This is a genomic window from Macrococcus psychrotolerans (genome assembly GCF_038095555.1).
GTDB lineage: Bacteria > Bacillota > Bacilli > Staphylococcales > Staphylococcaceae > Macrococcoides > Macrococcoides psychrotolerans.
Genome location: NZ_CP124591.1, coordinates 981,706 through 1,005,696 on the forward strand (window position 1 = coordinate 981,706; position 23,991 = coordinate 1,005,696).

Genomic DNA, 23,991 nt, shown 5'->3' on the forward strand with positions numbered 1-23,991 from the left:
AAATGGGGTTATTTAAATGAACGAAGAAGGTAGAATACAATCTTCAGGTGCAAAAGGCAAAGCAGTACCTGAGAAAGATTATAGCAAATATTTTGAGCATGTTTACCAAGGACCAAATCTAAAAGAAGCGAAGCGTCGTGGCAAAGAAGATGTGAATTACCATAGCGATTTTAAAATTGATGAACAGTATCGTGGGTTAGGTCGCGGTCGTAAATTTTATATTAGAACTTATGGTTGCCAGATGAATGAACATGATACAGAAGTAATGGCAGGGATCTTTGAGGCTCTAGAATATGAAGCGACAAGTGATGTCAATGATGCAGATGTTATTTTACTCAATACGTGTGCCATTCGTGAAAATGCAGAGAATAAAGTTTTCGGTGAAATTGGGAATCTAAAACATATCAAACAAGCGAAACCAGATGTACTCATCGGTGTATGTGGATGTATGTCACAAGAAGAATCTGTAGTGAATAAGATCTTAAAATCTTATCAAAATGTGGATATGATCTTCGGTACCCATAATATACATCGACTGCCAGCAATATTAGATGAAGCCTATATGTCTAAAGCGATGGTTGTAGAAGTCTGGTCTAAAGAAGGCGATGTTATTGAAAACTTACCAAAGTCACGACTCGGTGATACGAAAGCATGGGTCAACATTATGTACGGCTGTGATAAATTCTGTACATATTGTATTGTGCCATTCACGCGTGGTAAAGAACGTAGTCGTATGCCAGAGGAGATTATTGCTGAAGTACGTGATCTTGCGCGACGTGGGTACAAAGAAATTTGTTTACTTGGACAAAACGTAAATGCTTATGGTAAAGATATCGATGGACTGAACTACGGATTAGGCGATTTACTTGCAGATATTCAGAAGATTGATATTCCACGTGTACGTTTCACTACAAGTCATCCATGGGACTTTGATGACCGCCTTATTGAAGTGATTGCTGCAGGAGGTAACATTGTACCGCATATCCATCTTCCTGTTCAAAGCGGTAACAATGAAGTGCTGAAGATTATGGGGCGTAAGTATTCACGTGAAAGTTATTTGGAGCTGATTGGTAAAATTAAAGCAGCGATGCCAGAAGTTGCACTGACGACAGATATTATCGTAGGTTATCCGAATGAAACAGAAGAACAGTTCCAGGAAACATTATCTCTCTATGAGGAAGTTGCTTTTGACCATGCTTATACTTACTTGTATTCTCCGCGTGAAGGCACGCCGGCTGCAAAGATGAAAGATAATGTACCAATGCGTGAGAAAAAGGATCGTCTGCAACGATTAAATAAACTTGTTGGTGACTATACTGAACGTGCATTGTCCCATTATCTTGATCAGGAAGTAATCGTACTATGTGAAGGACCTTCTAAGAAAAATGATGAAATTCTCGCAGGATACACTGAAAAGAATAAATTAGTGAACTTTAAAGGACCGAAAGAAGCAATTGGACAGCTTGTTAAAGTAAGAATTACAGAAACAAAACAATATTCAATGAACGGCGAACTAATAGAAATTATTAAACCAGTTGAGGTGTAGAGATGTATACAAATGATGAAATTTTGGAAAAAGCAAAAGAATTAGGTAAGATGATGGCAGAAACAGAAGCAGTTGAGTTCTTTAAACGTGCAGAGGCACAGATTCATGAAACGCAGGTTGTCAGAGAGAAAATGGCGTCTTTAAAATCATTACAAAAGCAAGCCGTCAACTTCGAACAATACGGCAAAGAAAAAGCATTACAGATGGTCGAAGAAAAAATTGCAAAAGTTGAAGCTGAACTTGATGAAATGCCAATTGTTGATCAGTTCAAAGAAGCGCAATTTGAAGTGAATAGCATATTACAGATGGTTTCTCATGCAATCAGCCAGACCGTAACGGATGAGATTATCGTTTCAACAGGTGGCGACTTATTAACAGGTGAAACGGGTGCAGAAAAGAAAAATGCAGCACCTGGATGTGGAAATTAATAACAATTAAAGGGGTTGAGACGATTCTTGTCTGAACCTCTTTTTTAAACGAATCCCTAAATGGAAATTATGAATAAAGGATTGAGAATATGTCTAAACCTACACCGATGATGACACAATATTTACAGATGAAAGCGCAATATAAAGATTGTATCTTGTTCTTCAGGCTGGGTGATTTCTATGAAATGTTCTATGAAGATGCCGAATTAACAGCGAAAGAACTAGAGATTACATTGACGCGCCGTGATAAAAAAAACAATATTCCAATGTGTGGGGTACCGCATCATTCAGCAAAAGTTTATATCGAACGTTTAATTGAAAAAGGTTATAAAGTTGCCATTGCTGAACAGATGGAAGATCCAAAACAAGTTAAAGGAATGGTAAAACGAGAAGTTGTTAAAATCATAACGCCTGGAACGGTTATGGATGATATGATCAGTGAAAACGAAAGCAACTACATTGCAAGTATTCATTATGAAGAGGTGTTTACACTTGCTTATAGTGATGTATCTACAGGTGAGCTAAAAGTGACCCGATTAAATGAGGATGAAATGTTAAATGAGTTATCATCCGTAAATCCGAAAGAAATCATTACAAATATCGATTTGAACGAAGTACTAATCAATAAAATAAAAATGATTACGGATGTCATTTCAAGATTTGAAGTAAATGATACATTTAAACAGGCTGACAGTGTTGATCAATCGCTGCAACCAGCAGTTAATTTATTATTATCTTATATCCAGTATACACAAATGCGTGCGCTTGCCCATATCGACGAAGCTGTATACTATGAACCAGTGCATTATATGCGTCTTGATATGTATGCGAAACGTAATCTAGAACTTACTGAAAGTATACGTCATAAAAATAAGAAGGGCACCTTACTGTCTATATTTAATCAATGTAAAACACCGATGGGGAATCGCCTTGTTAAAGAATGGATCGAACGACCATTACTGAACCATCAGGAGATTGAAGAGAGACATAATGGTGTCGAATTATTTAATGAGCATTTCATTTTAAGACATCAACTGAGAGAGGCGCTAACGCATGTATATGATATTGAGCGTTTAGCAGGACGTGTACAGTTTGGTAATGTCTCGGCTAAAGATCTTGTGCAGTTAAAATACTCATTAGAACAATTGCCTATGATACAATCACTTCTAAAAGAACACGATGAAGTGATTCGTACATTAGATAATATCGATGCATTACAACCATTATACGATATGTTAGAAGCAAGTTTATTGGACGAAGCACCGACTTCTATTAAAGAAGGTAGTATCTTCAAAGATGGATTTAATGATGATGTTGACGAACTCAGATATGCCTCTAAAAATGGTAAGCAGTGGCTAAATGAACTTCAGGCAAAAGAACGTGAACGCACAGGTGTGAAGTCACTAAAGATTGGTTATAACAAAGTTTTTGGTTATTATATTGAAATATCTAAAGCGAATCTTGTTAATTTAGATGTTGATGCGTTCGGATACACGAGAAAGCAGACGTTAAGTAATGCAGAACGCTTTATAACAGAGGAACTTAAAGAAAAAGAATCTTTAATTCTCGGTGCAGAAGAGAAGCTGATGAATCTTGAATATGAACTGTTTATTCAACTACGTGATTTTGTGAAAACATTTATATTAAATTTAAAGCAGCAGGCAAAAAATATCGCAGTGCTTGATTGTCTTCAAAATTTCAGTGAAATTGCTACAAAACATCAATATACCAAACCGATTATATCTAGCACTAAGGTATTGAACTTAAAAAATGCAAGACATCCAGTTGTTGAAACAGTGATGGAACGTGATCAGTATGTTGCAAATGACTGCAAATTAGATGACCATACGTTTATTTATTTAATTACAGGCCCTAACATGAGCGGAAAAAGTACATATATGCGACAAGTCGCATTAATTAGTATCATGGCGCAGATGGGAGCATTTGTACCAGCTTCTTATGCTGAAGTTCCGATTTTTGATCAGATTTTTACGAGAATTGGCGCAGCAGATGATCTTGTATCAGGACAAAGTACCTTTATGGTAGAAATGTTAGAAGCAAAAAATGCATTACAGAATGCGACAGAAAATAGTCTGATTATATTTGATGAAATTGGAAGAGGCACAAGTACATATGATGGTCTGTCATTAGCGCAATCGATGATTGAATACGTTCACAATAAGATTGGTGCAAAAACATTGTTTTCAACCCATTATCATGAACTTGTCGACCTTGAACAAACACTTGATGGTCTGAACAATATCCATGTTGCAGCAAAAGAATATAATGGCGAACTAATATTTCTGCACAAAGTGATGCCGGGTGCTGTCGCACATAGTTATGGTATTCATGTTGCTAAACTTGCACAGTTACCAGCTGAGATCATTGCACGTTCCAGTGAATTATTAGATGAATTTGAACACAATGAAAAGGTTAGAAAAGGAGATTCAAATAAGATAATTCAACCATCATTTAATTTGTTTGAAATAGAAAACGAGGATATTAATAATAATAATTCGAATCATGAGCATGAATTAATTATTCAGCAAATTAAAGATATATCGATTGACGAATTAACGCCGATTGATGCGTTATTGAAATTACAGGAAATCAAATCCCGAATAAAGTAGGTGGATCACTTGGGAATCATTAAAGCTTTAGATAGTACGATAAGCAATAAAATCGCAGCAGGTGAAGTGATAGAACGCCCGCAATCTGTCGTTAAAGAACTCGTTGAAAACGCCATTGATGCAAAGAGTACAAGTATCACGATTGAAGTTGAAGAAGCGGGTTTATCAAAAATCAAAGTAACGGATAACGGATCTGGAATTTTAGAAGAAGATCTTGAATTAATGTTCAGAAGACATGCAACAAGCAAAATAGAAAATGAGCACGATCTATTTCATATTCGTTCACTAGGATTTAGAGGAGAAGCATTAGCATCTATTGCTTCTGTTAGCAAAGTGCGCGTCACTACATGTCATGACGGGACGATAGGCCGTCAAATTGATGTAATTGACGGAGAAATAGTAGATAGAACTTTGGCACAGGCACGTCAAGGAACAGAAACAACTGTCGAAGGTCTTTTCTATAATACGCCTGCTCGATTAAAATATGTAAAAAGTCTTCATACAGAGCTCGGGAAAATTACAGATATCATCAATCGATTTGTTATCAGCTTCCCCCATATTAAATTTACTTTAGTAGCAGATGGCAGAGTACTTATAGCCTCAAATGGCAATGGTAAGATGCAGGAAGCGATGGCTGTGGTCTACGGGATGAAAATCGCACAGGACCTAGTTGAGGTCAACGGCCGAACAGGTGATTATGAAGTGCATGGTTTTATTGCCAAGCCGGAACATACAAGAAGCAACAGGCATTATATGTCTCTTTTTATCAACGGGCGTTATATCAAGAACTTTATGCTCACAAAAGCAATATTATCAGGCTATCATACGTTATTACCTGTTGGAAGGTATCCTATTCTTGCAATTAATATCGTTATGGATCCTGCATTAGTAGATGTGAATATTCACCCGACAAAGCAAGAAGTAAGATTATCTAAAGAATCTCAGTTGATGGAGCTTATCGAGCGATTGATAAAGGAAAAGATCTGGAAACAGAATTTAATTCCAAAAGTAGAAAAGAAAAAGGTGATTGAAACATTTCAGCAGCAAAAGTTTGAATATGATCTATTAAGAGAACATCATGATAAGATAAAACAATCCGACCATAGTGAACATACACCAGTGAATCAAATCGATGAAAACTTTAAAGAACAGCATAAAGCAGCACGACTGGATAAACAAAGAATTCAGGACGGTGAAGGCACTAAAGAAACATCAGGATTTATTAGTGATTCAGAAGCAGAATTAAATACAACTGCAGAAGTCTTACCAGAAACAAATGAATCATCTGACGTAATTGAAAATACAAGTACTAATACATCCCATGCTAAAAGAAAGATCCCTTACATGGAAATTGTCGGTCAAGTTCATGGGACTTACATCATTGCTCAAAATGAGGATGGTATGTTTATGATTGATCAGCATGCAGCACAAGAAAGAATTAAATATGAGTACTTCAAAAAACAAATTGGTAATGTAGGATTGGAAATGCAGTCGTTACTCATTCCGATTACAGTAACTTTAAGTAAAGATGAAGCAATAAACTTAAATAAAATCAATATGCTGCTTAAAGGTATTGGGATTCATCTTGAACATTTTGGAGGCAATGATTATATAGTAAATGATATCCCTGTATGGTTCCCGGACAACTATGAAGAAACGGTACAGGAATTGATAGATTATGCTCTGCAACATCGACAGATAGATTTGAATAAATTCCGTGAAGAGACTGCGATTATGATGAGCTGTAAAAAATCGATAAAAGCGAATCATTATTTAAGGATTACAGATATGAACTATTTACTAGAAGAACTTGCACATACTGTAGAACCATACACATGTCCGCATGGCAGACCTATCATCATTCAATTTACAACTTATGAACTTGAGAAACTATTTAAGAGGGTGATGTAATGATTTTACCGGCAATCCGTTCTATGAAAGATCTTGAGAAGTTTGTGACGACTCAGTATTCCACCTGTGTCATATTAGATATGCATATTGGCCATATCAGTAACTATATTCAATTTTTAAATCAGCACCAGAAGTCAGCATTTATACATATCGACTTAATTAAAGGGATGTCATCTGATGAATATGCGACAGAGTATGTTATACAGAAGTATAAAGTTGATGGTATCGTATCCACAAAACCAAAGATTATAAAGAGGGCGAACCAGCTCGGTGTTAAAACGATTCTCAGAACGTTTATCATAGACTCAAGTGCACTGAAAAAAAGTTATGAGCTTATACAAAGTGCTGATCCTGATTTTGTCGAAGTACTGCCTGGTCTGCTTTATAAGGCAATTGAAAATATTCACAAAGTAACCGGCAAAAAAATTATTGCAGGGGGCCTTATTGAATATCCAGAGGAAGTGGAGATGGCATTATCAGCAGGTGCTACGTATGTGACGACAAGTAATAAGGACCTTTGGAAACATTGTGAAATAAAATAATTGACAACGTTTACATTATTAGATATGATTGTGTTAAGTTAATATTTGGGACGTGTAGAAGAGACCTCTAATTTGAAGTATTAGGGGTCTCTTTGTCTTTTTTTAACTTAACTAAACAATGAGGAGTGGGTCTATGAATGCTTTTGTGGGAGAATTAATCGGGACTGCAATCTTAATCTTATTTGGTTGTGGTGTAAATGCGAACGTTAATTTAAAGGGGACGTACGCAAAAGGCAGTGACTGGATTGTTATCGCAGTAGGTTGGGGTCTTGCTGTGGTTATGGGTGTGTATGCAGTCGGATCAATTACTGGTGCGCATTTAAATCCAGCAGTTACAATAGGAATGGCAGTTGATGGCAGCCTTCCGTGGAATCAAGTCCTTCCGTATTTTGCGGGGCAGATGATTGGAGGGGTACTGGGAGCAGCATTAGTATGGTTCCAGTTTATGCCGCATTTTAAAGAAGAAGATGATGCAGGTACTAAACTTGGCGTATTTGCTACAGGACCAGCTTATCCTAACTATGTTTCTAATTTTGTATCAGAAATCATAGGGACATCAATCTTAGTTATGGCACTGTTATTCATTGGCGGAAATAAATTTTCTGAAGGTTTGAACCCTCTTGTAGTAGGGTTATTGATTATAGCCATCGGAGTAAGTTTAGGTGGAACAACTGGGTATGCAATCAATCCGGCACGTGACTGGGGTCCGCGTATCGCTCATACGATTCTGCCGATACCAGGTAAAGGGTCTTCCAACTGGAAATATGCAGTGGTTCCAATGGTAGGTCCGATGGTAGGTGGTGTCTTCGGCGCTACATTATTCCATGTTTTATTCAAAGAAGATCAATATATGTTATTTGGTCTATCAATCGTATTAATTGTCGCTACATTAGTGCTTGGTGTATTCTTGAATAAAGCAGTATTAAAAAATGAAAAAACAGACTTAATATAAAACAAAGGGTGATGATTATGGAAAAATACATTTTATCAATTGATCAAGGGACAACAAGTACACGTGTAATTGTTTTTAATAAAGATGGAGAGATTAAAGGGGTATCTCAAAGAGAATTTACGCAGCATTTCCCAAAAGCAGGTTGGGTTGAACATGATGCCAATGAAATCTGGTCAACTGTATTATCATGTTTTGCATCCGTCCTTACAGAATCGAATATAAGACCTGAACAGATTGAGGGTATTGGTATCACAAATCAACGTGAAACAGCAGTCGTATGGGATAAAAATACAGAGCGTCCAATTTATAATGCAATCGTATGGCAGTCTCGTCAGACGCAGGAAATCTGTAATGAACTTAAAGATAAAGGACTGGAAGATGAATTTAGAGAAAAGACAGGCCTTCTACTCGATCCTTATTTTTCTGGTACGAAAGTCAAATGGATTCTTGATAATGTAGAAGGTGCTAGAGAAAAAGCTGAGAATGGTGATCTATTATTCGGTACGATTGATTCGTGGCTTGTATGGAAACTTTCTGGATGTAAAGTACATGTAACTGACTACTCAAATGCAAGTCGTACATTGATGTATAACATTCATGAATTGAAATGGGATGAAGAGCTCCTTGAATATTTAACTGTACCTGCTTCAATGCTACCTGAAGTACGCCCATCAAGTGAAGTATACGGTAAAACAGCAAATCATCATTTCTTTGGTCATCAGATTCCGATTGCAGGTATTGCTGGAGACCAGCAGGCAGCGCTATTTGGACAAGCATGCTTTGAGTCAGGAGAAGCTAAGAACACATACGGTACAGGTTGCTTTATGTTAATGAACACAGGCGAAAAAGCAGTTAAGAGTGAAAATGGCTTATTAACGACTTTAGCTTATGGTATTGATGGCAAAGTCAACTATGCGCTTGAAGGATCCATCTTTGTTGCGGGAAGTGCAATTCAATGGTTACGTGATGGTATGCGTATGATTCAAAGTGCTCCGCAAAGTGAAGAGTATGCTACAAATGTTACAGATGCTGATGGTGTGTATGTCGTGCCTGCATTTGTCGGACTAGGTACACCTTACTGGGATTCTGAAGCACGCGGTGCAGTTTTCGGTCTAACGCGTGGTACACAAAAAGAACATTTTATTCGTGCAACACTTGAGTCACTTGCATATCAGACCCGTGATGTTCTTGATGCGATGGAAAAAGATTCGAAGATTGAAGTTAAAACATTAAGAGTTGATGGTGGTGCTGTCAAGAATGATTTCTTGATGCAGTTCCAGTCTGATATTTTAGATGTACCAGTAGAGCGACCGGAAATTAACGAGACAACTGCCTTAGGTGCAGCATACCTGGCTGGACTTGCAGTGGGTTACTGGAAATCAAAAGATGAAATTCGTGATCGCTGGAACCTTGAAAAGCAGTTTGATCCTAAAATGGATGAAACAAAGAGAGATGATTTATATAAAGGCTGGCAGACAGCGGTTAAAGCTACACAAGTATTTAAAAAATAAGATTTAATGGAGGAATAATAATGCAACTTTCAAGTCTGAATAGAAATCAAACATTGAACAAAATGAAGGAAGAATATTATGATATCGTAGTGGTTGGTGGTGGTATCACTGGTGCAGGTATCGCATTTGATGCAGCGCAGCGCGGTATGAAAGTCGCACTCGTTGAAATGCAGGACTTTGCAAGCGGAACTTCTTCACGTTCAACAAAGCTTGTTCATGGTGGATTACGTTACTTAAAACAGCTGCAAATTGGCGTTGTAAGTGAGACTGGGAAAGAAAGAGCGATTGTTTATGAAAATGGACCTCATGTAACGACACCAGAATGGATGCTCTTACCGATGCATAAAGGGGGTACGTTTGGACCAGCAACAACGTCTCTTGCATTAAAAGTTTATGACTTCTTAGCAGGTGTAAAGAAATCGGAAAGAAGAACAATGCTATCTGCAAAAGAAACATTAGCGAAAGAGCCTCTCGTAAAAGAAAATGGCCTTAAGGGTGGGGGCTATTATGTTGAATATAAAACAGATGATGCGCGTATGACGATTGAAGTGATGAAACGTGCGGCAGAATTTGGTGCTGATATTTTAAACTACACAAAAGCAACCGGTTTTACTTATAACAAGAAAAACAAAGTGAGTGGTATTGAAGCAATTGATACAATCTCAAATACGAAGTTTAAAATTCAAGGGCGCAAAGTTGTCAATGCATCTGGACCATGGGTTGATGAAGTGCGTGGAAAAGATTATTCGAAAAATAATAAACAACTCCGTCTGACAAAAGGAATCCACCTTGTCTTTGACGAAAGTGTTTTTCCGCTCAAACAGGCAGTTTACTTTGATACTGAAAGTGACAAACGTATGATTTTTGCCATTCCTCGTGATGGTAAAACGTATGTCGGTACTACAGATACATTCTATAATAATGATAAGACAAGTCCTAAAGTAACACAGGAAGATCGTGATTATATCATTGATGCAATCAACTATATGTTCCCGACTGTAAAAGTTAAAGACGAAGATATTGAATCAACTTGGGCTGGTATTCGTCCTCTAATCTTAGAAAAAGGGAAAGACCCATCTGAAATTTCGCGTAAGGATGAAATTTGGGAAGGTAAATCAGGTCTTCTGACGATTGCTGGTGGTAAATTAACAGGGTATCGCCATATGGCACAGGAGATCGTTGATTTAGTTGCAAAACGTTTAAAAGAAGAATATAAGCTTAGCTTTAAAGAAAGCAACACGAAACATGCAACAATTTCTGGTGGAGATGTAGGAGGCAGTACTAATTTTGAGCACTTTATTGAAAAGTCATTGAAACCTGAACTCTATAGTTATCTGCCGGAAGATGAACAAAGATTTCTGATTAAAAAGTATGGTTCAAATGTAGAGAAATTATTTAACATTGCACATACGAAACATACTGCTGAAGTCAATGGCCTGCCTTTAGCTTATTACGCACAACTTGTATATTCAATCCAGGAAGAAATGGTGATTAAACCTACTGATTTCTTGACACGTAGAACAGGTGATCTATATTTCGATATTAAAAAAGTTGAACAATATAAGGAAGCGGTTATTGATACGATGGCTAATTTGCTTAACTATGATAATGCGCAACGCACAGAATATACACGTGAGCTTGAACAAAAGATTAATGAAGCAAAATCACCATCTGTTCAAGTTTCGGTAGAATAAATTACGGAGAATAGCAATTGTGATTCAAACCATCCAAATAATATTTGGATGGTTTTCCTATATTTTCAGATGATGATAAGGCTATGACGAAAATAAATTGTTTCGCTATAATAAAGATGAGGTGAAGAATGATGGAAATTACAAATAAGTTTATTACATTGAAGGATAACACACGTATTGCATTTAAACTTTATAGACAAGAGGAAAGCAAGGGTGTCATTCAGATGCTTCATGGTATGGCCGAACACAAAGAACGTTATGATGCAGTGTGCAGATATTTCTGTGATATGGGGTATGATGTGCTGATACATGATCACAGAGGGCATGGCAAGGATATTGGAAGTTCAGAACAAGGACATTTCCCATCGATTGATACTTTGGTAGAGGATGCATATGAAATATTTGAAACATTTGATTTTAAAGGAGAATTTATTTTGTTCGGACATTCTATGGGAAGTATCGTCGCTAGAAAATATGTTATCCGTTACCCTGGTTTATTCGATAGACTCATATTGTCAGGTACTAGTTTCTATAGTAAGAAATATGAGGCAGCTGCGCTATTGCTTAAACCACTATTAAAGATACATCCACCCTATAAAAAGCTAGATTTCGTCAATAAATTGACTCTGAACGATTTTAATCGTAAGTTCAGACCTTTACGAACAGAGAGTGACTGGATCAGTTTGAATGAGGATAATGTCGATGCTTTTGTCTCAGATCCTGATGCAGGATTTAATATGTCGATAGGTGCTTTAAATTCAATTAATGAATCATTAAAGTTTACTAGCAGTAAGAAGAATGTTAAACGCATGAACAAATCGTTAAAGATTCTGCTTATTGCTGGTCAGGACGATCCGTTTTCTAATTTCGGGAAAGGGGTGGAAAAGACAGGTCGATTATATAAAAAATGTGGAATTAAACATGTCTTTATCCAGCTCTATGAAAATTCAAGACATGAGGTATTATTTGAAAAGAATCAAAATGAAGTATTACAAAATATTAGAAAGTGGTTGAAGAATGAATAAAATTCCGTTAATCGTTATTGTGGGACCTACAGCTGTAGGTAAAACAGCATTAAGTATTGAAGTAGCGAAAGCTGTTAATGGTGAAATTATTAGTGGGGATGCGATTCAAGTCTACCGAGGTATGGATATCGGTAGTGCAAAGATTACACAGGAAGAGATGGAAGGCATCCCGCATCATCTGATTGATATTTTAAACCCAGATGAGGCATATTCAGCAGCACAGTTTAAAGTCCATGCTGAAAAGCTAATTGAAGACATATATAGCAGGGGAAAAACACCGATGATCGTCGGCGGAACGGGATTATATATACAAAGCGTACTATATGAATATGAATTTGTAGAAGAGGATCAAGCGCTGAAGAAAGAACTGATGGATCACTATGAAAGTCTGGATAAGGAGACGCTTTATCGTCTGTTAACTGAGAAGGATATGAAGGCTGCGTCTCAAATTCATATTAATAATAGACAGCGAGTGTTACGTGCTCTGACATATTATGAAATGCACCATAAATCTATCACTGACCAGAAGAAGCTTCATACATTAAGTTCTAAATACGATACATATATTATAGGGCTTAATATGCCGCGTCCTACACTATATGACAGAATCAACCGCCGTGTATTGCTTATGGTCGAACAAGGACTTGTTCAGGAAGTGAAGACATTGATAAGTAAGGGCTATAGACAGAGCCAAAGCATGACTGCAATAGGATATAAAGAGATGATTCCTTATATAGATGGAGAAGTTTCGTTGAATCAGGCGATAGAACATTTGCAGCAAAACTCCAGGAATTTTGCAAAACGTCAATTGACATGGTTCAATAATCAGATGACGATTGAATGGTTTGATACGTCTGAATTGACGATAGAATCAATCGTCGAACAAATTACTACAAACATACAGAGGGATGATAATGATGAATTCAGCTAAACTGCAGGACACATTTTTAGATAATTCCAAAGAAATCAGCAAGAATTAACAGTATTTTTAACAAAAGGCTTTCATATAGAAGGTGTGGTACTCAACTATGATAAATGTCATCCAGCTTAAAGCAGGAGATAAACACAATCTCATTTACAAGCATACCATCTGTACTTTTGCAGTGTAAATATGTTGTAAGTAATAAAGAACAATTCCTCTGAAAGGAATTGTTCTATTTTTATAGATATTTTTCTATATGCTTTTTCAACTGCTCGGGTGTAGTTGTAGGTGCAAAACGCGCAACAACATTACCTTGTCTATCAACTAAAAATTTTGTGAAATTCCATTTGATCTTACTGCCCATGATCCCTTTTGTCTCTTCTTTTATATATTTAAACAGCGGGTGTGCGTTATCTCCATTCACATCTATTTTTTCATGAATCGGGAAAGTAACGCCATAGTTCAAACGACAATTCTGTTCAGCTTCAGCCCCACTTCCGGGTTCCTGGCCTCCAAATTGATTACAAGGGAATCCCAATATAGTAAACCCTTGTCCTTTGTATTCCTGGGAGAGTTTTTCAAGTCCATCAAACTGTTTTGTAAATCCACATTCGCTCGCAGTATTAACGATCAGAACAACTTGATCTTTGTATTCTGCAAGTGAATATGATTCGTGATTTGCTTTAGTAACCGTATATTCGTATATAGACATATAAACGCATCCTTTCTAAATATGTTAAAATGAAGTATCAAATAATTGAGGTGAAACTTTGAAAGATACACAAAAAGCGACTGAACGTGCTCTTATTATAGCAGTTCATCTAAAAAAGGACGATGATTTTAACTTCGGTGAATCGTTAGAGGAAATTAAATCATTATGCCATACAGCTGGCATTGAAGTTACCGAAGTTGTTATTCAGAATAAAGATAGAGCTGATAATAGTTATTATATAGGTAAAGGAAAGTTAGAAGAAATATTAGAGTTAAAGGAACGAGAAGATATAGCATTCGATATGGTTGTTGTTAATAATGAACTCACAACAAGTCAATCGAAACATTTAAATGAAGTGCTTGACTGTAAAATAATAGACCGTACTCAGCTTATACTGGATATCTTTGCACAACGTGCAAAAAGTCGAGAAGGTAAATTACAAGTGGAGCTTGCCCAGCTCGAATATTTATTGCCAAGATTATCTGGACACGGACTAAGTTTATCAAGACTTGGTGGTGGTATCGGGACACGTGGACCTGGTGAAACGAAACTAGAGATGAATAGGCGACATATCAGAAGCAGAATTCATGATATCAAGCTACAACTCGAAACGATTAAACAACATCGGCAGCGTTATAGAGAAAACCGAAAAAAGAGAAATATATTCCAGGTTGCGCTTGTTGGTTATACGAATGCAGGCAAATCGACATGGTTCAATGCACTTTCAGACAGTGACACATATATGGAAGATCTACTGTTTGCGACGCTTGATCCGAAGAGTAAGATGATGAAGCTGCATGAAGGTTATCCAGTACTATTAAGTGATACTGTTGGTTTTATCCAGCAGTTGCCGACTCATTTAATCGAAGCATTCAGTTCGACATTAGAAGAGGCGAAGTATGCAGATATTCTTATTCACGTCGTTGACAGAAGTCATCCAAACTATATGAATCATATCGATACGGTCGTTGCTCTGTTAAAGGAGCTAGATATGGATACAATTCCGGTACTTACGCTTTTGAATAAAAAAGATAAGCTCGAATCCTTCGTCACAGCTGCAGGGAAAGATGAATTGCTTGTATCAGTGTTTGATCAACAAGATAAGACACATATACAAAGCAAACTCATTGATATGATGCAGCGTAATATGTCAAAATACACAATTGAAGTTGAGAAGGATGCCGGACAGATAATCGCTTTCCTGAAGGAACATACACTAGTTTCAGCAATAAATTTTAATGAAGACAAAGATAAATATGAAATATGTGGCTATGAACATCGTCGTGAAGGTATATTAAATAAGCTATTAAGTAATGAACAGATAAAGAGGTTATAATACTATGAAAATTACGAAGTATGAACAGCTCCAGCAATTAATCGATGACAATGAAATTAAAATCACGCCGATATTTAAAAGGATAGAATCTATCGCCCTTTATAATCAAAAAAAAGTAATAGATGCATTTAATGATATAAAAATTACAGACGCTGATCTCGGCGGTACGAATGGCTATGGCTATGATGATAGCGGGCGAGATAACTTAGAAGCGGTGTATGCACATGTTTTTAAGACAGAGGATGCCATCGTTCGTCCACAAGTCATCAGCGGGACACATGCAATAACGCTTGCATTAAGCGCTAACTTACAATTCGGGGACGAATTACTCTACATAACGGGTCAACCCTATGACACGCTTTTGGAAGTTATCGGTATTACAGGTAACGGTATCGGTTCATTGATTGAAAATGGTGTTGCCTATAAGGATATCGATTTGGTCAACAATGAAATCGATATCGAAAATGTCTTAGAAGCTATAACATCAAAAACGAAGATGATAGGTATTCAGCGCTCTAAAGGGTACAGCTCACGTAAATCATTGACAATTAAACAGATAGGTGAGGCAATATCAGCGATAAAAGATAAACATCCTGATGTTATTGTATTTGTCGATAATTGTTATGGTGAATTCACAGAAATTCAGGAACCGTCAGAAGTGGGTGCAGATTTAATTGCGGGCTCGCTCATTAAGAATCCAGGAGGTGGACTGTGTAAAATTGGTGGTTATATTGCAGGACGTGAAGATTTGATTGAGCGTGTTGGATATCGTCTCACAGCACCAGGTATCGGCAAAGAAGCAGGTGCCTCACTTTACAGTCTGCATGAAATGTATCAAGGATTTTTCCTGAGCCCGCATGTTGTGAGTCAGGCACTAAAAGGCGCAGTATTTACTAGTGCGATGCTTGGGTCTTTGAATCTGAATACAACGCCACTTTGGAATGATGAGCGAACAGACCTCATTCAATCAGTCATCTTCAATGATAAAGAAAAGATGATTGCATTTACACAGGCTATTCAGATGGCATCTCCTATAAATTCACAGTATTTACCGATGCCGGCATATATGCCTGGCTATACGGATGATGTTATTATGGCAGCAGGCACATTTATACAAGGCGCATCACTTGAACTTACAGCAGACGGTCCGATACGTTCACCGTACGAGGTTTATGTTCAAGGCGGATTAACTTATGAACACGTTAAACTCGCAATAATAAAAGCGATTGAAATACTGATTGAAAAAGAAATTATAACGTTATAACAAATCCATGTAAGGTTTCCTTACATGGATTTGTTTTTTATAAAAAAATATGATAAATTACAACTATGTTCGAAAGGGTGTTGAAGATGCGTGATGCAATAAGAAGAAATATGCCGGTGTTTCCAATGAGTGTCGTTATGAAACTAACAGAGCTTTCTGCAAGGCAAATTAGATACTATGAATCACAGTCGTTGATTACACCTAAACGAACAAGTGGGAACCAAAGACTATTTTCAATGAACGATCTGGATTTATTACTTGATATTAAACTGCTTTTAGAAAAAGGGTTTAATATGAAGCGTATTAAATCGATTATCAATGAGGAGAAGTCACAACAACCCACATTTGAGATTAAAGAATCTCTTGATTACGAAGTTTCAAAGCTCGACCGTAGTAAAGTCCCTATTAACCGTGGGGATTTGTCAAGATTTTTTAAATAAACAACTGGAGGATATTATGGCGAAATTTACAAGAGAAGACATCATCAAGTTAGCAGAGGAATCAAACGTACGTTATTTAAGACTACAATTTTCTGATATTCTAGGTACAATTAAAAACGTAGAGGTGCCTATCAGCCAGTTAGAGAAAGTACTAGATAATGAAATGATGTTCGATGGTTCATCAATTGAAGGGTTTGTTCGTATCGAAGAATCAGATATGAAATTATATCCAGACTTAGATACTTGGGTTATTTTCCCATGGACTTCTGATAAAGGGAAAGTTGCGCGTTTGATCTGTGACGTATATAAGCCAGATGGTACACCATTCTCAGGAGATCCACGTAGTAACTTAAAACGTGTCTTAAAAGAAATGGAAGCGTTAGGATTCACTGAATTCAACTTAGGACCAGAACCAGAATTCTTCTTATTCAAATTAGATGAAAAAGGGGAACCAACACTTGAATTAAATGATAATGGTGGATACTTCGATTTAGCGCCTACAGATTTAGGTGAGAACTGTCGTCGAGACATCGTTTTAGAACTTGAAGACATGGGCTTTGATATAGAAGCGAGTCACCACGAAGTAGCGCCGGGTCAGCACGAAATCGACTTTAAATATGCAGATGCAGTTACTGCATGTGATAACATTCAAACATTCAAATTAGTTGTTAAGACAATTGCGCGTAAACATAATCTTCATGCAACATTTATGCCTAAACCATTATATGGTGTAAGTGGTTCAGGTATGCACTTTAACGTTTCGTTATTCAAAGGGCCGAAAGAAAATGCGTTCTATGATCCGAACGGAGAAATGGAATTATCTGAAGATGCGCGTCACTTTATCGCAGGAGTTCTTAAACATGCAAGAGGATTTACTGCAGTGTGTAACCCATTAGTAAACTCTTACAAACGTTTAGTACCTGGTTATGAAGCACCAGTTTATATCGCATGGAGTGGCCAAAACCGTTCGCCATTAATTCGTATTCCTTCATCACGTGGACTATCTACACGTGTAGAAGTACGTTCAGTTGATCCATCTGCTAACCCATATATGGCATTAGCAACGATTCTTCAAGCAGGATTAGATGGCATCAAGAATAAATTAGCTTGTCCAGCACCAGTTGATCAGAATATTTATGAAATGAATCGTGAAGAACGTGAAGCAGTTGGTGTAGAAGACTTACCATCAACACTTTACACAGCGATTAAAGCGATGAAAGAAGACGATATTTTAAAAGAAGCACTGGGTGACCACATCTATCGTGCATTCATCCACTCAAAAACTATTGAATGGGACATGTACCGTATGCAGGTGTCTGAGTGGGAACGTGACCAATATATGAAGCAGTATTAATAGAAGTAGGCTGCATATTGCTTATTAAATCAAAGACAAATAGAATTTATCTAGTAAATGCCAGGTATTAAACAAAATGAATATATAATCAAAATCAAATATCTAAAAAGGGAGAGAATCTAGTATTCTCTCCCTTTTTAAATGGAATCAATATTTCAAAGCTTGTGTAAGTTCTAATGTTATAGGATAAATGTCCTATAATAAAGGTTTAATTAAAGTGTAATGGATGATAAGAATCTTGTAAAAGAATCATAAGTGATATTAAGTCTTATTGATAATCCTGAATCTGTAGCTATATTTGAGTATTCAATTCCGGAGTCCAAATTAATGTAAACAAGAATACCGTCCTCTAAATCAATTATTGTGAAAGATAAGTCTGGTTCTGTAAAATATAGAAAGTTGAGAGTATTTTCAAGCTTATATGTATTCATTAAAAGTATATCTTCTTCGAATAACGCGATTTCTTTTGAAACATTCCTATTGTCATAACTTATTATCAAGTTATATACAGTACATACATCTCTTTCTTCCTTTTTTACTAATATAAGAGCTATATTATTTTCTTTATAGTCTCTATCTTTAAGTACGAACTTTTTTTCCATATTTTTGTGTCCTTTTATACATTCTTTTTTTGTATATATGAAGTTACGACATGATTATTTTTTACTACTAATATTGTACCTGTCGCTTTATTTTATAGAATTTTAGCACCTGTGTTTCTACCTGTGTATTTGACTAAATAAAACTCCTATTAATTTTATATAATTATAATGTAGTTTAACACAATTTACTAAAAATAGTATAAAATAGGTTTGTTGTCATGTAGAAATATTATAAAAGGTAGAATAAAATTATAAAAGGTGAGAGTATATGAAAAAACATAGAGGACTTAAGAGAATATTTAAATCAACCTTGGATAATTATCATGAAAATTTTATTAAATATAATGGATATATAGAATTATATGTTCCGCAAATAGGTTTTATGAATGAAGATATCAATGGGAAAGAATATCAAATTATCAATGTTCTAATTGAAAATACTAAACATTCTATTCCAAAGGATGCAAATTTTATGTATGTGATAGATGAACTAAATATTTTGAATAGTCATATAATTATAAGTGACGATAGTAATGATTTTAATTTAAACCTCAGGCAGGAATCTTTAGAAAAAATTCCTAATTATCTCAAACAAATAGAAAGTAAATTTGATTTGAAGTTCAAGCGCATGGTCTCTATAACGGAAATGAACTTTGTAGATTATATTAATTTAGGTGAAAATGATAAGTTAGATATACTTTATTACATAAGAAAAGACGAAGAAAAAGTAATATTTGTAACAAATGTATTGTGGACTTGGAGTAGTATGTGAAAAGAAGCATAGAACATATAAAACTTCATTAATATCTTGCATTTGTTTACTTAAAAAATAGTAGGGGTATTTTATATTTTAATAAACAGTAGGAGAATAATATGAATATATTTACTTGTTGTGTTTGTGGTTACCTAGATTTAGATGAAACTCCATATTACGAAGACTTTGCGGGTAGCAATGTCATATGTGCTTGTTGTGGTTTTGAATATGGTGTCGATGATTATGATAATCCAGGCATAAACTATGAGACTTTAAATGATAAAGAAGCTGTAGAAAAGGCACACCAATTATCGAGAGAAGAATGGATTAAAAGTGGATGTAAGGTGTTTGATCCTACAGTATACAGCCCTATAGATATTAAAGATGGAAAGTTAGAAAAAAGAAAAGTTATAGAACAGTTTAAAAATATAAACTATAATTTTGATAATAATCCACATAAAAGAAGTTAATTAACTGGTTATGCAGGAATGTAAAATAAACTGTGTAAGTAGAGTGCGTACGACTCTGCTTCGCAGTTTTTTTATTTTCCTAGCGCGCTAACGCTTACTTGATCCATAAAAAGTGTTGGTTAAAAATCAAACCAATGGAATGTCAACAGTTTCTTAGACACTTTTCATGTGTAGAACTTTAAACGCCATTGGTGTTAAATACTGTAATGAAGAATGTGGTCTAAAATTGTTGTACCAATTCACATAATCAAATAATTCTGTTTCTAACTGTTCTAAGCTTTCAAATTTCATCTGTTTTGCAAATTCGGTTTTCAGTGCTTTCATCGTTGCTTCTGCAACTGCATTATCATAAGGTCAACCTTGAGTACTTAATGAACGCTTGATTTCAAAAGTCTTTAAACAATCTACGTGTCGTAAGGTTGCATAACTAATAAAGAAACAGACATATTCATTAACGAATATGTCTGTTTCTCTTGGGGTTACTAGTAAATAAGATATAACTAACAAATATCAGTATAAATATCTTTAAGTTTAAAGTAGTATGGACTATCAAAGTCATTACGCATATAATCATGATTCAAGTGATTATAAAATTCAATTAATCCTTCTTTTACAGCATGATTGAATTCATTTAAAGGTAATGAATATGTTGTACGTTTATCTTTTTCTTCTAAAATTGTAAGAACAATATTATTTTCTTTTTTAAATGTATAAATTTCAAAATCTACATCTAAATATGAAATTATATACTCATTCATAATAGTTGCTTGATATAAATCATACCATAGCATATATAAGTCACCAGTCTGAACATGTTTGTCTACAATTATATTTCCACTGTCTTCAATACAAATACTACCTTCAAAATATCCTTCATTATCTTCATTACTAAACAATTCAACTTTTTTAAAATCTGCACCGATTGGAATAAGAGAAAGTCTTCGCCCTTCAGATGTTAATTGGTTATTTTTGTAATTATATTCTAAGTCATTCAAATGTATATTATAAGCAAAGCTTGTAACTCTCAAAACATAGCCCTCCATTTTTAATTAGGGTAGAAAGAAGATATTTTACCACTTGAGTTAATAGAAATATGTGAATCGTCTATACTTAATTGGAATCGGTTCCTCTATATATGAGCTTTGTTAATGCGTAAAATATGCCTCATATGCGGCAATTACCGCTTGGTCTGCATCTTTATCCTCGATGCCAAACATCATACTTATTTCTGATGAGCCTTGATTGATCATCTTTAAATTGATATTGCGAGCCTTAAATGCCTCTGTTGCTTTATTAGCGGTACCTACAAGTGTTTTCATACCTAGACCTACAACCATCAGTATTGCGATATTCTTTTCTATTGAAAGAGCGTCTACTTTTAATTCGTGTTCTATTTTTTCTAGTAACTTTGCTTCCTTTCCTTCAAGCTGGTGGGCGCGTAATATAATACTAATATCATCGATTCCAGAAGGCATGTGTTCATATGAAATATTCATATCTTCTAGAATTGATAAGAGACGACGTGTAAATCCAATTTCTCTGTTCATCAAATATTTCTTCATATTAATACTGGCAAACCCTGTATCACAACTTACACCAACGACACCTGTAGATTGTCGTGTATTCGTAATGAGTGTTCCTGGGTGATCTGGGTCGTTCGTATTCTTGATGTTTACAGGTATTTGAGAGCGATAGACAGGAAGTAATGCCTCATCATGAAACACACTGAAACCAGCATAGGAGAGTTCTCGCATTTCTTCATATGTCAATTGTATAATTGAAGCAGGATGATCAACGATGTTGGGATTTGCTGAGAAAATACCTGATACATCTGTAAAATTCTCATAGACATCACTGCTTAAACTGCTGGCGATAATTGCTCCTGTAATATCACTGCCTCCACGAGAGAAGGTGTTGATATCTCCGTTCTTATTAACACCAAAAAATCCAGGAATGATTACTTTGCCTTCAGCATGAGCGAGATTATTTTTTATTTTTTCATAGCTTTCTTCTAATACAATGGCATTAGAGGGTTCATCGCTGACGATAAGCCCAATATCTCCTGGAGATAAATAAGTTGTCATTATTCCTTGTTCGTTGTTGTAGCTTGCTATAAGCTGCGCATTGAAATCTTCTCCGCAGCTCTTCAAAGCATCTGTCAGTCGCTCGGGCTGATCTTGATAGCGCATAATATAGTCATTGAGCTGAGTACGGAAAGTCTCGATTAATGAGTGACGTATATTCAGCTCTCGTTCTATTTGTAGAAATCGTTCAAGTATTTGTGAGATGAGCTCCTGATAATCTTTTTTATATGTAACAGCTTCTACCAGAGCAATAAGCAAATCTGTAACTTTAACATCCTTATTATGACGTTTTCCGGGTGCAGATACGACAATGTATTTCCTCGTTGCATCATTATTAATAATATTCAGTATCTTTTTAATCTGTTTAGCATCGGCCACACTTGAACCACCAAATTTACAAACTTTCATAAAATCACTCATTTCGCTTAATGTTATTGTTATTTTATCTTTAAAGTGTAATAGAATATAGAGTATATGATCATTTTCATAAATTATTCTATAAATCTTTACATTGATGATGTTTTAGTTATACTATATTTATGAATCCTTTTCAAGAATACATTTGTATTCTTGGTAAAAACATAATCGGGAGTGAGATAATGAAACAAATTAATATTGCGTTATTAGGTCTAGGAACGGTGGGTACGGGTGTCGTTCAGATCCTTAAGGAGAACCATGAACAGATAAAAGAGAAGCTGAATACGGATATTCGAATTACATGGATACTTGTTTCTGATGTAACAAAGCCAAGAAGTATCGAGACCGCACATTATCAACTCACTGATAATATAGAAGATATCAAAAATGATGATACGATAGATATGTATGTCGAAGTAATGGGTGTAATAGAAAATACGAAAGAGATATTACTCTATGCATTGAATCAGAAGAAGCATGTAATTACTGCAAATAAAGATCTGCTTGCAGAGCATCTAGAAGAGATGGAGCAAGCGGCCCATAATAACGGTGTCTCTTTAAAATATGAAGCCAGCATCGCTGGAGGTATTCCTGTAGTAAATGCTTTGAATTATGGCTTAAACGCGAACGGTATCGGCAAGTTTATGGGAATATTCAATGGAACGTCTAATTTTATATTGAGTAAGATGACACATGAAAGACAATCTTATGAAGAAGCATTACGAATTGCTACAGAATTAGGTTTTGCTGAAGCAGATCCTACAGCAGATGTAGATGGTATAGATGCTGCCAGAAAAGTAACCATTATGAGCTATCTTGCTTTTAATCAATTCAGAAAACTTGAGGATTGTCGATATACAGGGATCAGAGAAGTGAAGTTATCGCATATCGATATTGCCAAAGCTTTTGGATATCGCATTAAATTGATTGGTAGTGGTGTCATGAATGGTGATGATGTATCTCTATATGTAGAGCCGATGTGCATTCCATCTGATCATCAGTTATCGCATGTCGAATACGAATATAATGCAATTTACATTGATGGAAATGCTGTTGGAGATACAATGTATTACGGTAAAGGAGCCGGTAGTCTTGCAACTGGAAGTGCTGTTGTCAGTGATATCCTGAACGTAATAGAACTCATAGGGACAGATCTTCACAACTTGCCGCTGCATCTTGAAATTAAGCAGGAGACGCGTGAACAGCCTTCTTGTTTACTTTTGATTATCGATTTGTATGCAGATAGTAATATTGAAGAAATACTGAATGAAATTTCAGTTGAAAGACATATTGTAAGGGATGGCATGCTTGCAATTGAAACAGACCGAGAAGTAAATTATGAATATCTAGAAGAACAGCAATTAAACTATAAAACTTATAGAATTGAAGGTGTATAG

Annotated in this window: 21 protein-coding genes and 1 pseudogene; 17 read left to right on the forward strand and 5 right to left on the reverse strand. The window is 35.7% G+C overall.

The window, feature by feature from the left end; translation table 11 throughout:
• Positions 1-16: 16 nt before the first annotated feature.
• The 10 genes from miaB to miaA all read left to right on the forward strand — a co-directional run bounded on the left by miaB (position 17) and on the right by miaA (position 13,170).
• Positions 17-1,546, forward strand: a complete 1,530-nt coding sequence (gene miaB / locus QA539_RS04920) for a tRNA (N6-isopentenyl adenosine(37)-C2)-methylthiotransferase MiaB (RefSeq protein WP_219494703.1) — start codon at positions 17-19, stop codon at positions 1,544-1,546.
• A 2-nt stretch (positions 1,547-1,548) separates the two neighbouring features.
• Positions 1,549-1,974: a RicAFT regulatory complex protein RicA family protein gene (locus tag QA539_RS04925; protein WP_219494704.1), complete on the forward strand. Its 426-nt coding sequence runs from the start codon at positions 1,549-1,551 to the stop codon at positions 1,972-1,974.
• An 89-nt stretch (positions 1,975-2,063) separates the two neighbouring features.
• Positions 2,064-4,604, forward strand: a complete 2,541-nt coding sequence (gene mutS / locus QA539_RS04930) for a DNA mismatch repair protein MutS (RefSeq protein WP_219494705.1) — start codon at positions 2,064-2,066, stop codon at positions 4,602-4,604.
• Positions 4,605-4,613: 9 nt separating this feature from the next.
• Entirely contained in the window at positions 4,614-6,515 is a 1,902-nt protein-coding gene (gene mutL, locus QA539_RS04935; protein ID WP_419895570.1) for a DNA mismatch repair endonuclease MutL, read from the forward strand.
• On the forward strand, positions 6,515-7,057 hold the full coding sequence (locus QA539_RS04940) for a glycerol-3-phosphate responsive antiterminator (RefSeq protein ID WP_219494707.1): 543 nt from the start codon (positions 6,515-6,517) through the stop codon (positions 7,055-7,057). Before mutL ends, QA539_RS04940 begins: the two co-directional genes overlap by 1 nt.
• A 133-nt stretch (positions 7,058-7,190) precedes the next feature.
• Positions 7,191-8,009, forward strand: a complete 819-nt coding sequence (locus QA539_RS04945) for an MIP/aquaporin family protein (RefSeq protein ID WP_099483127.1) — start codon at positions 7,191-7,193, stop codon at positions 8,007-8,009.
• A gap of 17 nt (positions 8,010-8,026) precedes the next feature.
• Positions 8,027-9,520 carry a glycerol kinase GlpK gene (gene glpK, locus QA539_RS04950; protein ID WP_219494708.1) on the forward strand — a complete coding sequence of 498 codons (1,494 nt, stop codon included), beginning with the start codon at positions 8,027-8,029 and terminating at the stop codon, positions 9,518-9,520.
• Positions 9,521-9,540: 20 nt separating this feature from the next.
• The gene (locus QA539_RS04955; RefSeq protein ID WP_219494709.1) at positions 9,541-11,214 is read left to right on the forward strand and encodes a glycerol-3-phosphate dehydrogenase/oxidase; all 1,674 of its coding nucleotides are present in this window, start codon (positions 9,541-9,543) and stop codon (positions 11,212-11,214) included.
• Between the two features lie 128 nt (positions 11,215-11,342).
• On the forward strand, positions 11,343-12,239 hold the full coding sequence (locus QA539_RS04960; RefSeq protein WP_219494710.1) for an alpha/beta fold hydrolase: 897 nt from the start codon (positions 11,343-11,345) through the stop codon (positions 12,237-12,239).
• Positions 12,232-13,170, forward strand: a complete 939-nt coding sequence (gene miaA / locus QA539_RS04965) for a tRNA (adenosine(37)-N6)-dimethylallyltransferase MiaA (RefSeq protein WP_219494711.1) — start codon at positions 12,232-12,234, stop codon at positions 13,168-13,170. Before QA539_RS04960 ends, miaA begins: the two co-directional genes overlap by 8 nt.
• A 229-nt stretch (positions 13,171-13,399) precedes the next feature.
• Here the strand turns inward: miaA and QA539_RS04970 are convergent, their stop codons facing one another.
• Entirely contained in the window at positions 13,400-13,873 is a 474-nt protein-coding gene (locus tag QA539_RS04970) for a glutathione peroxidase (protein ID WP_419895571.1), read from the reverse strand.
• Between the two features lie 58 nt (positions 13,874-13,931).
• Between QA539_RS04970 and hflX the strand changes: the two genes are divergently transcribed.
• The 4 genes from hflX to glnA all read left to right on the forward strand — a co-directional run bounded on the left by hflX (position 13,932) and on the right by glnA (position 18,267).
• Complete coding sequence (gene hflX, locus QA539_RS04975) at positions 13,932-15,209, forward strand: GTPase HflX (protein WP_219494713.1); 1,278 nt, start codon at positions 13,932-13,934, stop codon at positions 15,207-15,209.
• Between the two features lie 4 nt (positions 15,210-15,213).
• Entirely contained in the window at positions 15,214-16,473 is a 1,260-nt protein-coding gene (locus QA539_RS04980) for an aminotransferase class I/II-fold pyridoxal phosphate-dependent enzyme (protein ID WP_219494714.1), read from the forward strand.
• Between the two features lie 86 nt (positions 16,474-16,559).
• On the forward strand, positions 16,560-16,913 hold the full coding sequence (locus tag QA539_RS04985; protein ID WP_419895572.1) for a MerR family transcriptional regulator: 354 nt from the start codon (positions 16,560-16,562) through the stop codon (positions 16,911-16,913).
• 16 nt (positions 16,914-16,929) lie between these two features.
• Positions 16,930-18,267: a type I glutamate--ammonia ligase gene (glnA, locus tag QA539_RS04990; protein WP_219494716.1), complete on the forward strand. Its 1,338-nt coding sequence runs from the start codon at positions 16,930-16,932 to the stop codon at positions 18,265-18,267.
• A gap of 212 nt (positions 18,268-18,479) precedes the next feature.
• Here the strand turns inward: glnA and QA539_RS04995 are convergent, their stop codons facing one another.
• Positions 18,480-18,869, reverse strand: a complete 390-nt coding sequence (locus QA539_RS04995; RefSeq protein ID WP_219494717.1) for a hypothetical protein — start codon at positions 18,867-18,869, stop codon at positions 18,480-18,482.
• Positions 18,870-19,137: 268 nt separating this feature from the next.
• Between QA539_RS04995 and QA539_RS05000 the strand changes: the two genes are divergently transcribed.
• Positions 19,138-19,641: a hypothetical protein gene (locus tag QA539_RS05000; protein ID WP_219494718.1), complete on the forward strand. Its 504-nt coding sequence runs from the start codon at positions 19,138-19,140 to the stop codon at positions 19,639-19,641.
• A 101-nt stretch (positions 19,642-19,742) separates the two neighbouring features.
• Positions 19,743-20,093, forward strand: coding sequence for a hypothetical protein (locus tag QA539_RS05005; RefSeq protein ID WP_219494719.1), 351 nt, complete (start codon positions 19,743-19,745; stop codon positions 20,091-20,093).
• A 153-nt stretch (positions 20,094-20,246) separates the two neighbouring features.
• Here QA539_RS05005 and QA539_RS05010 read toward each other — a convergent pair.
• From QA539_RS05010 to QA539_RS05020, 3 genes and pseudogenes are all read right to left on the reverse strand, one after another.
• A pseudogene (locus QA539_RS05010) lies at positions 20,247-20,498 on the reverse strand (integrase core domain-containing protein); the annotation flags it as partial.
• Between the two features lie 95 nt (positions 20,499-20,593).
• On the reverse strand, positions 20,594-21,121 hold the full coding sequence (locus QA539_RS05015) for a hypothetical protein (RefSeq protein WP_120786769.1): 528 nt from the start codon (positions 21,119-21,121) through the stop codon (positions 20,594-20,596).
• A 117-nt stretch (positions 21,122-21,238) separates the two neighbouring features.
• A complete protein-coding gene (locus QA539_RS05020; RefSeq protein WP_219494722.1) occupies positions 21,239-22,585 on the reverse strand; it encodes an aspartate kinase in 1,347 nt (448 codons plus the stop codon).
• Between the two features lie 191 nt (positions 22,586-22,776).
• Here QA539_RS05020 and QA539_RS05025 point away from each other — a divergent pair, with 191 nt between their 5' ends.
• Positions 22,777-23,991: a homoserine dehydrogenase gene (locus QA539_RS05025; protein ID WP_419895573.1), complete on the forward strand. Its 1,215-nt coding sequence runs from the start codon at positions 22,777-22,779 to the stop codon at positions 23,989-23,991.

What these genes read in the sequence shown, in the direction of transcription:
- miaB (WP_219494703.1), top strand. Translation starts at nt 17, where the DNA reads ATGAACGAAGAAGGTAGAATACAATCTTCAGGTGCAAAAGGCAAAGCA.
- QA539_RS04925 (WP_219494704.1), top strand. Translation starts at nt 1,549, where the DNA reads ATGTATACAAATGATGAAATTTTGGAAAAAGCAAAAGAATTAGGTAAG.
- mutS (WP_219494705.1), top strand. Translation starts at nt 2,064, where the DNA reads ATGTCTAAACCTACACCGATGATGACACAATATTTACAGATGAAAGCG.
- QA539_RS04940 (WP_219494707.1), top strand. Translation starts at nt 6,515, where the DNA reads ATGATTTTACCGGCAATCCGTTCTATGAAAGATCTTGAGAAGTTTGTG.
- QA539_RS04945 (WP_099483127.1), top strand. Translation starts at nt 7,191, where the DNA reads ATGAATGCTTTTGTGGGAGAATTAATCGGGACTGCAATCTTAATCTTA.
- glpK (WP_219494708.1), top strand. Translation starts at nt 8,027, where the DNA reads ATGGAAAAATACATTTTATCAATTGATCAAGGGACAACAAGTACACGT.
- QA539_RS04955 (WP_219494709.1), top strand. Translation starts at nt 9,541, where the DNA reads ATGCAACTTTCAAGTCTGAATAGAAATCAAACATTGAACAAAATGAAG.
- QA539_RS04960 (WP_219494710.1), top strand. Translation starts at nt 11,343, where the DNA reads ATGATGGAAATTACAAATAAGTTTATTACATTGAAGGATAACACACGT.
- miaA (WP_219494711.1), top strand. Translation starts at nt 12,232, where the DNA reads ATGAATAAAATTCCGTTAATCGTTATTGTGGGACCTACAGCTGTAGGT.
- QA539_RS04970 (WP_419895571.1), bottom strand. Translation starts at nt 13,873, where the DNA reads ATGTCTATATACGAATATACGGTTACTAAAGCAAATCACGAATCATAT.
- QA539_RS04980 (WP_219494714.1), top strand. Translation starts at nt 15,214, where the DNA reads ATGAAAATTACGAAGTATGAACAGCTCCAGCAATTAATCGATGACAAT.
- QA539_RS04985 (WP_419895572.1), top strand. Translation starts at nt 16,560, where the DNA reads ATGCGTGATGCAATAAGAAGAAATATGCCGGTGTTTCCAATGAGTGTC.
- glnA (WP_219494716.1), top strand. Translation starts at nt 16,930, where the DNA reads ATGGCGAAATTTACAAGAGAAGACATCATCAAGTTAGCAGAGGAATCA.
- QA539_RS04995 (WP_219494717.1), bottom strand. Translation starts at nt 18,869, where the DNA reads ATGGAAAAAAAGTTCGTACTTAAAGATAGAGACTATAAAGAAAATAAT.
- QA539_RS05000 (WP_219494718.1), top strand. Translation starts at nt 19,138, where the DNA reads ATGAAAAAACATAGAGGACTTAAGAGAATATTTAAATCAACCTTGGAT.
- QA539_RS05005 (WP_219494719.1), top strand. Translation starts at nt 19,743, where the DNA reads ATGAATATATTTACTTGTTGTGTTTGTGGTTACCTAGATTTAGATGAA.
- QA539_RS05020 (WP_219494722.1), bottom strand. Translation starts at nt 22,585, where the DNA reads ATGAAAGTTTGTAAATTTGGTGGTTCAAGTGTGGCCGATGCTAAACAG.
- QA539_RS05025 (WP_419895573.1), top strand. Translation starts at nt 22,777, where the DNA reads ATGAAACAAATTAATATTGCGTTATTAGGTCTAGGAACGGTGGGTACG.